Raw genomic sequence first — 11,583 nt, forward strand, 5'->3', positions numbered from 1 at the left:
TAGCTTAACCGTCCTTTTATGGGGCGGTTTCTTTTAGCTGAAATCACCAGTAGGAATGAAACACAGCCCCCATACAAAAAACGCCCCCTCCCGGAGACGTTTCGTCGCTGCGCCCGTAAAATTAAAGGATTATCTTAATCATTTCCTGCCCGCTTATTTGCCGCTCAAAGTAAAGTAATACTCGTGCAGATCCAGCCAATCCCGCAAATCCCCGAAGCCTTCCGCATCCAGCGTTCCGGGCTCGTATGGATTCTCCGCGGCCTTCTTCGCGATATACACGTACCGGTCGTTCTCGCCGAGAACTTCTGAGCCCGCTGCCGTTTTCTTCACCTCGGGCCAGTCTTCTTTCTTGTACACTTCGATCCGGGCCGCCACATCGTGCAGGCGGTGCAGGTTCTCATCCTGAACCATATAATGGATCAGGGTCAGCGACTGGGCTCGCTTATCCAAACGCCCCTCTTCAATCGACGTTTTCACGTTTTCCTCCGGTATGACGCTCACCATCACATTCTCCAGCCACCGCGGAAACCGGAATCCGTATCCGTATTTCTCAAGCAGGGCCTCGTCCTCTCCGGAAAATTCCATGTAAGGTTTGTCTTTCAAAATGACTTTATTGTTGGTGCCGTCCCAAGCGACACTCAAATCAAGTCGCTGTGCGAGATCGCGGAGAGGCAGGTATGTGTTGCCTTCATACGTGATGGGAACCAGGTCTTTCCCCTGCTCATCTTTCAGTGTAAACGCCGTGCCGTTCAGCTCTACCTGCAAATCCGGGTTTAAAAACGCCTGGATCTCCTTCAAATTACTCGTCGCGTAAGCGCCCGCCGTAATGCCGACCAGCAGCGCCGCTGTCATGCCTGCCGCCGTCCATCTTTTCCGCATCGCCCGAATCTCCCTCCCTAATGCCCTCCAGACCAGTGTACAACAGAGCAGACCGGGATTTGTTACAAACGATTATCAAAATCGATACGAAATCACGGGTATGAAAACAGCCGCTGTTCCCGCCTATTTTTCCCCCGCCATCGCACCATTGGTAAGCGCCCTTCATACACTAAGTTGACTGTATCCCTTACCCTTGTAATTATTCCAAAACCCGAGCAAGGAGGGATGACAACTTGAAGGGCAGCGATCATAAAAACAAATTCTTACTCACAAATCGTGAACGCGAAGTCTTTGAATTACTCGTACAGGACAAAACGACGAAGGATATCGCACAGCAGCTTTTTATCAGCGAGAAGACCGTGCGTAACCATATCTCGAATGTCATGCAGAAGTTGAATGTAAAAGGTCGTTCACAGGCGGTAGTCGAGCTAATCAAGCTCGGGGAGCTAAAAATCTGACGCAGCCACCCTTGCCAGGGCACAGAAAACCTCCCGGCCATCCTCTAAGGATTACGGAAGGTCTTTTCTTGTTTTGGATTTTATAAAAAACCTCGTTACCGTGTTTTTTTGTAATAGTTCCAATTTTTAACTACGAAAATTACCTCCACTATGACGCTTCTGCACCTGTTCTCTGTGCCATTCCTGATACCACTTTTGGATAACCGTTGGACTAGAAATCGTAGAAATCGTCGACTTTGAAATTCGAATGAGCATCATCTCTATAATACCGAATAATAAACGATTTACCTTTCGATGCAATACACGATGCTGCAGATGCTGTTACTACGCTTGGTGTGTCGATTCCTTCTGCCACTAAGCCCCCTCCGTCAACTAGTTAATTGGAATTTTCTCTTCCGTACTTGTGTTGTCGTCTCTATTTATTTTTTTATAGTAAAGCCCGCCGTTTTCTACACGGTCAAGTTTAAAGTAAACAGAGGCACTGCCGGAATTTTTAAGCTCTTTATAATCGCTGTTCGTTTCAATATTTTTGACTTTGATGGAAGACCATGCAGTGACTTTCTTGTTCTTGTCGGTCTCAAATGTTGAAAAAATTACGTTTTTCCCCGACTCATCCCAGAGCAGATCCGGATATGCTCTAATTCCGGCCACTTGTTGCTTCAAATCACTTACCTTATAAATTGTTGCAGAGACCTTGTCATATCCAAGCTTACCAGTCGCAAAGGATTCCAGTGCATAGAAGGCAGTCCCTTGGTTATTCCATTTAAAGCCTGCCGGCTTAGGGATATCAACGATCTGCTGCGCATCAGCTCCAACCTTCTGGAGATAGGCCACCCCTGTTTCTGCATTCTTCATTTTAAAATACAAGACTTGAATCTTGTCTGGAGACCAAGTAATAAATTTGATGCTTTGATCCTGCTTAAGTTCGCTTTCCAATTTCATCATAGCTTCCCCTTTCTCATTTTGTGTCGGCGTAGGTGTCGGGTTGGAAGTAGGGCTCATATTTGGAGTTACTGTTGATGTAGGCGTTTGAGTCGCTGGACTTGATGCAGTTACTTCTGCCTTATTGCTACATCCCATCAGCAAACTTGCAGCTATCGCTCCGGTGATAGACAAATTAAGAAACTTCTTCATGTTGGTTCATCCCCTTTTCGCGTTTGCCATATTATACCCCCTCGCTTCCTTTCCAAACATATCCTTTAACGCATCGTCGGACGAACAACAATTCCTCAATTTGGCATTTTCTATCTCTAAACGGACATTTATGACCAGCATATAAAACGTCTTAGAATCAATTCTAAAGGCATGTCAAAAAGTCATGATCCGAGTGGTCATGACTATGTTTATTTTATTTAATTTAATTTAATTTCTTATCTTTTGTGTAGTTAATGTATACATTAATGCCGGTTGAAGCGATTTATTGTAGTAATAGTGATTCTTACACTAACTGTAGAAGTTGTACAGTGCTCCAACCCGATAGTTAGAAAATTTGATATCAAATATTTTTTATGTTCGTCATTCACAAATATTTTCTCATAACTATACGGACTAATTAAGCTCACCAATGTTACAAAATTAGAATAATTTATTGCCAGCATGTAGTACGCTATTATTGTTCCCTTCGTAACATTTTCGTCGTTCCTTTTGCCGTTCCCTTCGCGTTAGCTTCGTTTCAAAATCATTTTGTGCCTTTTTTTTAGAAAAGCTATAGTTAAATTTTAATGTTGTTTTTACCCCAAAAGAAAACCGCCTTTTTCAAGGGCGGTTAATGTAACTATCATTATAATGAAACGGTTGTGAAAATTAATTTTCAAATACCCTAAACATCCCTGTCATATGTGGCGAATGGTTCTTAAAACCGTACTTCTCATAAAAAGCGTCGTTACCTTCTGATGCAAAAAGTCCAACAAAGGCAATCCCGCTATCAAGACGACGCCTTTTGATATATGTAAGTAAATATTCTAGGATTTCTTTCCCTATTCCTAAACCTTGAAAAGAAGGTAAAATAGCTACGTCTTGAATGTAAAAATACATAAAATCGTCCCCGACTATACGACCCATTCCCACAGGCTCATCATTAATTGTTACGACAACACCATAAAGGGAATTTTTTAATGAACCCTTGGACACTTCCGTATTAATACTACCCCAACCGACTGACTCCCATATAAACTTGTGTTCCGAGACAGAGGGGATACGTTCATGGATGCTATAATTCAAGGTTGCCATGTTAACCACCGTGCTTTCTTATAGTATTGGCGGCTAACCTTTAGGTTACCGCCTGTTTAACTGTTTTTGGTGTACTCCATGGCACTCACAACCTTTCTAAACAGAATCCGTCTCTCGATCAACTCGGGCTGCCCTCTTTATTTCCTATGCTATAAATATAAATGATTATAACGGAATCCAGCCCGATACGACCGCGCCGCCGTCCGAATGATTCCCTGCCGCAAGCTCGCCTCCATGCTGGCGGATGATACGTTGCGAGATGGTCAGACCGAGCCCGGCGCCTCCCGTCGCGCGGCTTCTCGACTGCTCTCCCCGATAGAGGGGCTCGAAAATCCGGTTAAGCTCCTCCGGTGTAAAGCCGGGCCCCGAATCTTGAATCGTGAATGCCATACGGTCTTTCTCCCGTCGGCACTCTAAAACAATTCGGCCCTGAGTAGGCGTGTGCCGCACGGCATTGTCCAAGACATTGCTTATCGCGCGCTCCAGCAAATGCTCATCGGCTCTTATAAGGCATTCGCCCGGCTCAAATTGGAATGCGGCATGGATTGTGATCTGTTTCTGCTGCGCCTGCGGCTCCAGGCTGCCCACCGATTTTTGCACAATTTCAAAGAAGTTGCATGTGTCCTTGCTCAGCCCGTTCTCCTGATACTCCATCCTCGTAAATGTAAAAAGATCCTCGACCAGCCGGTCCAACTGCGCGGATTTCTCTTTGCACACGGCCACATATTTCAAAACTTGGTCCGGCGTGCGCGCAATGCCTTGCTCAAGCCCGTCCAAATACCCCCGCAGCGCAAATAAGGGAGTCCGCAGATCATGCGCGACGGCCGCGATGACGAACCGCCGTTCCTCCTCCAGCGCCGCTTGCTTCCGGTTCGAGCTTTGGAGTCCGTTCACCATGAACTCGAATCCGTCCCGGACCTCGGCGATTTCCCGGACAGCGGACTGCGGCAGCTCTATGTCCCAATCCCCGCCGGCTATTTGCCGGGCTGCAGCGCCAAGCTTTTCGAGAGGGTCGAGCAGATACCGGCGGATGCGAAAGCCAATGATCAAAAAAGCGAGCAGCAGGCCCGCAAAGGCCGCGATATGCGAAACTACATACGAGCCGGGCTGCCCGCCGCCAATATCCAGCGACCCTGTCGCAAACAAAAAGGCCGTTACAAAAAAAATCCAAGGCAGCAGCAGAAGCAGCGCCAAGCTCAGCAAAAAAGACGTTCGTATGCGAAGTCTCCTCATATTACGCACGCCCGAATCGATAGCCAACGCCCCATACGTTGGTCAAATATTTCGGCTCTTCCGGATCGGGCTCGATTTTCTCCCGAAGACGGCTTAGATGCACACGAATCGTATGCCGGTCGCCAATACCGTCCCAGAACTTCGCGAGCAGCTGATCATAGGTGAACACCTGTCTCGGATGCTCCGCGAACAACCGAAGCAGGTCGTATTCCTTCGGCGTAAGGGAGATGTCTTGACCGTCAACGAACACTTCCCGCGTGGTTAAATCAAGCTTGATACGGTCATAGTCGAGCACGCGGGAACTGCTATCTTGCTGCACGCCGGTACGCCGAAGGACCGCCTTCACGCGGGCGATGATCTCGCCGGGCGATGCGGTTTTGACGATATAGTCGTCCCCGCCGAGCGTCAGTCCGCGAATTTTGTCCACATCGTCGCCGCGCGCGCTGAGGAACAGAACCGGAACGCCGCTCTCCGTCCGCACTTGCCGGCAGAAATCAAATCCGTTCTGTCCCGGCATCATGATATCTAGGATGATGCAATGCACGGCATGCTGTTGAAACAGGGTCCATGCCTGAGCAGTGTCGTTTGCGGTTATTACCTTAAAGTTGTCATTCTCCAAAAAATCTCTCAATAGCTCGACGATGCTTTGGTCATCGTCCACAACGAGAATCGTATTGAAATCGCTCATGCGTATATCCCACCTCTTCCCCCCATCTTATCACGTATTTTGCGGGTATTAGAGCAGCCTTCCGTTTTGTGATGAATTGTTTATTGTTTTGTGACTTTTTCGCACCTTCTTTTGAGATCCTCGTTTGTTATGCTTCAAATGTGAAAAAGGTCACTTGCTCCGCTGAAATGGTTGAAGGAGGTTGAATGAATGTTATCGGTTCAAATTGTGCTTTTTGACGGCTTCGATCTGCTCGATGCCCTTGCGCCTTACGAGGTATTTTGTGTCGCCGAGATGATAACGGAAAACGCGTTAAGCGTAGAGCTCGTTACCGCCGAAGGACCAAGATCCGTGCCTAGCGGCACGAACGGGTTAAAAATCGAGGCCGGTGACCGATTGGATCCCGAGCGCCCGGGTATTATTCTCGTGCCCGGAGCGTCCGGTCCCGTCGAAGGAGACGGCCCCGATTCGGTTCCGTCCATTTTGGGACGGACCGTCCATACGGCATTGCCCGGTATGCTCGGGAAGGCGCTCAAACAAAAAGACGTCGTCGTCGCAACCGTATGCGGCGGGTCCCTGGTGCTGGCTATGGCGGGGCTGCTTGAAGGCAGGCCGGCGGTAACGAATCAGCTGGGTATGGATTTACTGGGTGCAACCGGGGCCGTTCCTATCCCGGCGCGCGTCGTCGATGACGGCAACCTGGTTACCGGCGGCGGCGTCACGTCGGGACTCGATGCGGCTCTCTATCTGGTGGAGCGCGAGCTTGGACCGCGCATCGCGTACGAGATCGAGAAGTTGTTCGAATATGAGCGGAGGGGAACGGTCTGGCGGGAGACGGGTATGGCTCCATTACCGCTGACGGGTGGTGAGCCTCAGAAAGCGGAGAAACAAGCGGCGATCAAAGAGGGCGCCCCGACTGGCAAGACTCAGCAAGAATTCGCATTTGATGGCGATTGGGATACGACGATTGCTACGCCGGTCGGGAAGCTTCAGGTTAGACTATCCATTGTTACATACAATGGCGTCGTCCACGGGAAGGCCATACAAGGGAATGAAACGGTTGATTTTTTGGACCCGGTTCTACAGGGCGACAAGTTAACCTGGCTGCTGAAAATCAGAAAACCGATGCGCTTAAATCTGAAATTTGAAGTGGCTGTCGACTGTGACCACATGACTGGGGTCGCGAAGGCCGGCATGCTGCCGGCATCCAAATTAACGGGCAGGAGAATCCCATGAAGAGACCGGTAACATGGTATAGCTTGCTTGCCGGTGTCAGCATCCTGTTCGTCCTGTACGCCCTAGTGAAAAATTATGTATTCGATCCCGGAGCAGAAAGCTTTTTAAGCCATAAAACCGTGCTGAAACGGGAGCTGAATCTTCCAGTCTGGCTCAACGTCATGTACGTGCACATCGCCTTTGCCTGCGTCGCCATGCTCGCGGGGCTGCTCAACTTCTCGAACCGGTTCTTTGAAAAAAGCCGCAAGCTCCACCGGATCAACGGCTACGTTTATATCGTGTCCGTTCTGCTAGTCGTTGTAACCTCCGGTTATATGGCTCCTCACGCTACCGGGGGTAAGATCAGCAGCATGGGATTCAATATAATGAATCTGATTTGGCCGTTTATCACCCTTATGGCGTTCGTCCAAATCAAAAAGAAACGGGTTATCCGTCATCGGAACTGGATGATTCGAAGCTACGCCTTCTGTTTTACGAACATGGCGATTCACCTTCTGACATCCTTGTTCCATCACGGATTCGGCTTCACTTATTCGGGCAGCTATATCATCGGCGTTTACGGCGCCATCGCGCTGCTGCTGATCATTCCGGAAATTATCATTAGAACGGTCGGCAGGCCCCGCTCTATTTCAACAATCCGATGAATGCTTTTGACTTCATACCGTTTGTAAATCTAATCGAAACGAAAGGATTTGGTGTTAACAATGAAAAAGATGCTTGGATTGCTCTTGTCGCTGGCACTCGTTCTCGCGCTGGCTGCTCCTGGAGCAAGCGCAAAAACAAATAAGGATCAGCATGCGGCCGAGGACCAAAACGTTCATGTTCAAATCGTACTGTTTAACGGCTTCGATCTGCTTGACGCATTGGGCCCCTATGAAGTATTCGCTGCCGCAGGCATGTACTCGAATGGAGCGATCACCGTAGAATTGGTATCCGCAGAAGGCAGCCGCTCTGTCCCGAGCGGCTTAAACGGTCCTTCCCTCAAGGCGGAGGAGAAGCTTGATCCAAATCGTCCCGGCATCATTTTGGTCCCGGGAGCCGCAGGAAAACCGGCGGGAGATTCGGAGGATACCGTTCCGAAAATACTTGGAAAGGCTGCGAATTCACGATTAACCGAATTGATGCATCAGGCGTTTAGCAATAAGGAAGTGACGGTGGCTACCGTATGCGGAGGCTCATTGCTGCTTGCCATGCAAGGGCTGCTTAAAGACCGGTATGCGGTTACCAATGAGATGGGCATGAATGCGTTAAAGGCCCTCGGCGCCATTCCGGTTGATGCAAGAATAGTGGAGGATAATCCCCGTCTTGTAAGCGGAGGCGGGGTAACTTCCGGACTCGACATAGCCTTGTATTTGGTCGAGTACGAGTTAGGCCCGCAAATCGCGAATGAAATCGAAAATTTATTCGAGTACGAGCGAAGAGGCACGGTGTGGAAAGCGGAAGGCATGAAGCCTGTTGACTTTACACAAGGTCAGAATAAAGAACAGCCGGCAGTTGCGAGATAACGGCGAATCCGGTTAACTATCCCAAGTCATCTCGGATATGTCAACTTTACTTTTGATTATTTTGTGTGTTGGTTACCTCTTTTGGTCTCGAACTGCTCCATACACCATTTCACCAGAAGGGTATCCCGTCCCACGCAACGCCATCCTTAAAAAACCATTACGGAATCAGCAGGCACAATCTATGTTTATACAGCTCCCGGCATTCACCAGACAGATGACTTGAAAAGTAGCTATAAGAGGCAAATTGAAAAACATGGCTGGACTTATGCTGGGGATCTGAGCATGGGCGCAACTTACATTTTTAAAAAATCAGACGGAACATTATGGAATGTTTCTATTTACGAAGGCGAGTTCTCCATTTGTCAATTACAATCCAAAACAATTCCTGAATTTGCAAGATAAATTCCCGCTCTCTAGCCGTTGCCTATATGGCCCGGCTTTTTATTTATTTCTTATTTTGTGTGCTCATTTGAATGATTTCTTCTTTTTACTTTTAAAATAAAATCCATGCCAGCTACCAAAATCACTATAAAAATAGAATGGATTAAAGGTTTAAGGAACCCCGAATCGTCATAGATAAAGTAAGCTAATATAAAGTTAAAGGCAAAAGTAATAAAATAGGACAAAAGGTAATCAACTCCCGTTCATTCTCCTTGGATATATTCATTTAAGAAAACAACCATTTCTCACTTCGTTAAAAAGATTCATACAAAGCTTGCGCTGATTAATTTTCTAATATGATTCACCCTCTTCTAAACCATACTGCAATTTTTGTCCGGAATTCGGAATATACTCTTAAACGATTTCTCGTTATTCTATGATGTTTGTATCTTCATCATGTTTGTACTTAGGCAGATTTCCATATTGATCCCGAGCCCCTCCGAGTTGAATCCATTTTTCTCCGTTATGGCTGTACACATAGGTTACGCTGGGTTCATCTTTGAATTTCACGTAAACAGGGTACGCAGGAGTTTTACTATGCTTTCCCTTGATACTTGAAATTTCCTCGTCGGAGTACTTTTTTGTCTCTACCAAGTATTTTTTCAACTCTTTTTCATAGTTATTGATATTTATTCGAACGTCTATAAAGTACCAGGAAGGCAGAATTGCCAGTACTCCCAGAAAATAATAAAGTCTTCTATTTTGCACGGATGGCCCCCCTCTTTTTACAATATCCTCTTAAGATGACTCCAAAAGTTCCGGCGTTCGGATGGTTTACATGATTTTCCCCATATAAAAGCTGAGAGCACGGCATGGAAAAAAGGCAGGAAACAGCAGTTTTTTGCAAACGGGGCTTAAAACAATTACAGTGTTTCTTTATCGGTATGTTTGTGCCGAATGAGGTGCCCGTTGCTATCCAAAGCCGGAGGAGCTTGAAGGTATTTATCGTCCCTGTATATGTAGAGATACGTTACATCGGGTTCATCTACGAATTTTACATAGATCGGATATCTCGGAGTCTTGCTGATTTTTGCCTGAATGCTGAGGATTTCCTTCTCTTCGTAGCGCTTCGTTTCGGTTAAATAAGCCAGAATACCTCTTTCAAGTTTATAAAGGGTGTAACGGGAGTAAGCAAAAGGGAAAATCGCAAGAAGCAGGATAACGATCCCGATGATCAAGGAGGATCTTTTGATTCGGACAGAAGGCATGAACTCCGCTCCTTTTTCGCCCTAGAGGACCGGGGCAGGATAATTTCATGCTACCGCCGCAAGTACGTTATGTCAAATTCTGGAACAAACCTTCAACTTCTCACCTCTGCTGCTCGCTCCTATTTCAAAAATCGAACTAAAAAAAGCCCCCCGGTCAATAACCGGGGAGCTTCACCCAACCGCTCACGCAGTTGGCCTTACGCCTGCAAAAACTCGATGATCAGACCCGCCGTCTCTTCGATGGCTTTGTCCGTCACGTCAATGACCGGGCAGCGGAGACGCTTCGCAATGCTGGAGGCATGCTCCAGCTCCTCGTTGATCCGGTTCATGGTGGCATACTGGGAGCCGAACGGCAGACCCAGCGTCTTCAGCCGCTCGATCCGGATCTTGAAAAGCTTCTCCGCGTTCATGGTGAGGGCCACGATGCGGCTGCCGGGAAACTCGAACAGTTCCTTCGGAAGCTTCACTTCGGGCACGAGCGGAAAGTTCGCGACTTTGTAGCCCTTATGCGCCAGGAAGATGCTCAGCGGCGTCTTCGAGGTGCGGGACACGCCGATCAGCACGATGTCGGCTTTCATCATCGAGGTGGTATCGCGCCCGTCGTCGCATTTGACGGCGAATTCAATGGCCTCGACACGCCGGAAATAGGCGTCGTCGAGCTCGTGCATGAGGCCGGGCTTGCGGCTCGGCGCCCCGTCGAACGTGTCGATGTACGCCTGCATCATGGGCCCCATGATGTCGATGGCGCGGACGCCCAAGCGGATCGCCTCTTCTTTCATCATTTCCCGCAGTTCAGGCTGGACGAGCGTGTAAGCGACGAAGCCGCCTTCGCGATGCACTTCCTCCATAATCTCGCGGATTTCATCTTCATGCTTAATGTGTCCGATGCGCCGCATCTTGACATTGTGGCCGTTAAATTGGCGGATTGTGGCGCGAACGACCGTCTCCGCCGTCTCTCCGACGGAATCGGAGCAGATTGTGATCGTTTGCTGCGCCTCATGTGCATCCTGAACCATCCGGTATGTGTTCCCCTTCCTTACCACTTCCTGGCTGCGTCGAGCAGCACTTTGGTCATTGTTGTTTTGGAGATGCGCCCTACCACTTCCAGAGACGGCGTATCGGTGCCGTTCTCATGCGGCACGACCACAGGCAGCATATCGACCTGGTTCTCCGCCATCTTGCGGGCGGCTTCGATGACGTCGTCATCAGGAGTCACCGTAACAAGCTGCGGCCTGCGCGTCATGACCAGCGAAACCGGCATGGAGGCGGCCGCAGGGTTGCCCAGTGTCACTTTCAGCAGGTCTTTCGGCGAAATGACACCGAGCAGCATGCCTTCTTCATCCGCTACGACCAGACCGCCCACGTTATCCACAAAAAGGGCGACGACGGCGTCGCCCACGGTAGCGGTTTTGCGTACGATGACAGGCATGGACTGCACCTGCTTCACTTTCAGTTTCAGCCCGCCCGCCTGTTCTTCGCGAAACGACTGGTTCGGAAAATAACCGACCTTCGGCTTCGCGTTGATATGGCCGAGCATCACCAGAAGAGACAGATCCGAACGGATGGTCGGACGGCTTACACCGAGCTGTTCGGCAATCTGCTCCCCGGTTATGGGCGCTTGCTTATGAATGAGTTCCAGAATTTCCATCTGGCGCTGAGACAGCTGTATGACGCTCACTCCTCACGGGCGGATTCCCGCAGGTGAATCGGGTATATCTCCATGATAT

13 protein-coding genes are annotated in these 11,583 nt (G+C 48.8%); 4 read left to right on the forward strand and 9 right to left on the reverse strand.

Annotated elements, in window-relative coordinates; genetic code table 11:
• Positions 1–153 precede the first annotated feature (153 nt).
• On the reverse strand, positions 154–879 hold the full coding sequence (locus C4S74_RS13055; RefSeq protein ID WP_103995758.1) for a stalk domain-containing protein: 726 nt from the start codon (positions 877–879) through the stop codon (positions 154–156).
• A gap of 233 nt (positions 880–1,112) precedes the next feature.
• On the opposite strand from C4S74_RS13055, the gene C4S74_RS13060 reads away from it, so the two are divergent.
• Positions 1,113–1,337 carry a response regulator transcription factor gene (locus C4S74_RS13060; RefSeq protein ID WP_009672290.1) on the forward strand — a complete coding sequence of 75 codons (225 nt, stop codon included), beginning with the start codon at positions 1,113–1,115 and terminating at the stop codon, positions 1,335–1,337.
• Between the two features lie 372 nt (positions 1,338–1,709).
• On the opposite strand, the gene C4S74_RS13065 is transcribed toward C4S74_RS13060, so the two are convergent.
• From C4S74_RS13065 to C4S74_RS13080, 4 genes are all read right to left on the reverse strand, one after another.
• Positions 1,710–2,471 (reverse strand): hypothetical protein, encoded by a 762-nt coding sequence (locus tag C4S74_RS13065; RefSeq protein WP_146065497.1) that lies wholly within the window; start codon positions 2,469–2,471, stop codon positions 1,710–1,712.
• 669 nt (positions 2,472–3,140) lie between these two features.
• Positions 3,141–3,566, reverse strand: a complete 426-nt coding sequence (locus C4S74_RS13070) for a GNAT family N-acetyltransferase (protein ID WP_103995760.1) — start codon at positions 3,564–3,566, stop codon at positions 3,141–3,143.
• A 165-nt stretch (positions 3,567–3,731) separates the two neighbouring features.
• The gene (locus C4S74_RS13075; RefSeq protein WP_103995761.1) at positions 3,732–4,799 is read right to left on the reverse strand and encodes a cell wall metabolism sensor histidine kinase WalK; all 1,068 of its coding nucleotides are present in this window, start codon (positions 4,797–4,799) and stop codon (positions 3,732–3,734) included.
• 1 nt (position 4,800) lies between these two features.
• Positions 4,801–5,487 carry a response regulator transcription factor gene (locus C4S74_RS13080; protein WP_103995762.1) on the reverse strand — a complete coding sequence of 229 codons (687 nt, stop codon included), beginning with the start codon at positions 5,485–5,487 and terminating at the stop codon, positions 4,801–4,803.
• Between the two features lie 189 nt (positions 5,488–5,676).
• On the opposite strand from C4S74_RS13080, the gene C4S74_RS13085 reads away from it, so the two are divergent.
• From C4S74_RS13085 to C4S74_RS13095, 3 genes are read left to right on the forward strand one after another with little or no spacing between them, the layout of a single operon-like run.
• Positions 5,677–6,702: a DJ-1/PfpI family protein gene (locus C4S74_RS13085; RefSeq protein WP_103995763.1), complete on the forward strand. Its 1,026-nt coding sequence runs from the start codon at positions 5,677–5,679 to the stop codon at positions 6,700–6,702.
• Positions 6,699–7,346 carry a DUF2306 domain-containing protein gene (locus C4S74_RS13090; protein WP_103995764.1) on the forward strand — a complete coding sequence of 216 codons (648 nt, stop codon included), beginning with the start codon at positions 6,699–6,701 and terminating at the stop codon, positions 7,344–7,346. Before C4S74_RS13085 ends, C4S74_RS13090 begins: the two co-directional genes overlap by 4 nt.
• Before the next feature lie 60 nt (positions 7,347–7,406).
• Positions 7,407–8,207 carry a DJ-1/PfpI family protein gene (locus C4S74_RS13095; RefSeq protein ID WP_103995765.1) on the forward strand — a complete coding sequence of 267 codons (801 nt, stop codon included), beginning with the start codon at positions 7,407–7,409 and terminating at the stop codon, positions 8,205–8,207.
• A gap of 810 nt (positions 8,208–9,017) precedes the next feature.
• On the opposite strand, the gene C4S74_RS13100 is transcribed toward C4S74_RS13095, so the two are convergent.
• From C4S74_RS13100 to C4S74_RS13115, 4 genes are all read right to left on the reverse strand, one after another.
• The gene (locus C4S74_RS13100; protein ID WP_103995766.1) at positions 9,018–9,356 is read right to left on the reverse strand and encodes a DUF3139 domain-containing protein; all 339 of its coding nucleotides are present in this window, start codon (positions 9,354–9,356) and stop codon (positions 9,018–9,020) included.
• Positions 9,357–9,511: 155 nt separating this feature from the next.
• A complete protein-coding gene (locus tag C4S74_RS13105; protein WP_103995767.1) occupies positions 9,512–9,856 on the reverse strand; it encodes a DUF3139 domain-containing protein in 345 nt (114 codons plus the stop codon).
• A 197-nt stretch (positions 9,857–10,053) separates the two neighbouring features.
• The gene (locus C4S74_RS13110) at positions 10,054–10,872 is read right to left on the reverse strand and encodes a pyruvate, water dikinase regulatory protein (protein WP_009675440.1); all 819 of its coding nucleotides are present in this window, start codon (positions 10,870–10,872) and stop codon (positions 10,054–10,056) included.
• Positions 10,873–10,892: 20 nt separating this feature from the next.
• Complete coding sequence (locus C4S74_RS13115; protein ID WP_146065498.1) at positions 10,893–11,534, reverse strand: helix-turn-helix transcriptional regulator; 642 nt, start codon at positions 11,532–11,534, stop codon at positions 10,893–10,895.
• Between the last annotated feature and the right edge of the window lie 49 nt (positions 11,535–11,583).

Origin of the sequence: Paenibacillus sp. UNC499MF (assembly GCF_900107975.1) — a bacterium.
Taxonomy (GTDB): domain Bacteria; phylum Bacillota; class Bacilli; order Paenibacillales; family NBRC-103111; genus Paenibacillus_F.

Coding starts and splice junctions, on each gene's coding strand:
- C4S74_RS13055 (WP_103995758.1), bottom strand. CDS start 879: ATGCGGAAAAGATGGACGGCGGCAGGCATGACAGCGGCGCTGCTGGTC.
- C4S74_RS13065 (WP_146065497.1), bottom strand. CDS start 2,471: ATGAAGAAGTTTCTTAATTTGTCTATCACCGGAGCGATAGCTGCAAGT.
- C4S74_RS13070 (WP_103995760.1), bottom strand. CDS start 3,566: ATGGCAACCTTGAATTATAGCATCCATGAACGTATCCCCTCTGTCTCG.
- C4S74_RS13075 (WP_103995761.1), bottom strand. CDS start 4,799: ATGAGGAGACTTCGCATACGAACGTCTTTTTTGCTGAGCTTGGCGCTG.
- C4S74_RS13080 (WP_103995762.1), bottom strand. CDS start 5,487: ATGAGCGATTTCAATACGATTCTCGTTGTGGACGATGACCAAAGCATC.
- C4S74_RS13085 (WP_103995763.1), top strand. CDS start 5,677: ATGTTATCGGTTCAAATTGTGCTTTTTGACGGCTTCGATCTGCTCGAT.
- C4S74_RS13090 (WP_103995764.1), top strand. CDS start 6,699: ATGAAGAGACCGGTAACATGGTATAGCTTGCTTGCCGGTGTCAGCATC.
- C4S74_RS13095 (WP_103995765.1), top strand. CDS start 7,407: ATGAAAAAGATGCTTGGATTGCTCTTGTCGCTGGCACTCGTTCTCGCG.
- C4S74_RS13105 (WP_103995767.1), bottom strand. CDS start 9,856: ATGCCTTCTGTCCGAATCAAAAGATCCTCCTTGATCATCGGGATCGTT.
- C4S74_RS13110 (WP_009675440.1), bottom strand. CDS start 10,872: ATGGTTCAGGATGCACATGAGGCGCAGCAAACGATCACAATCTGCTCC.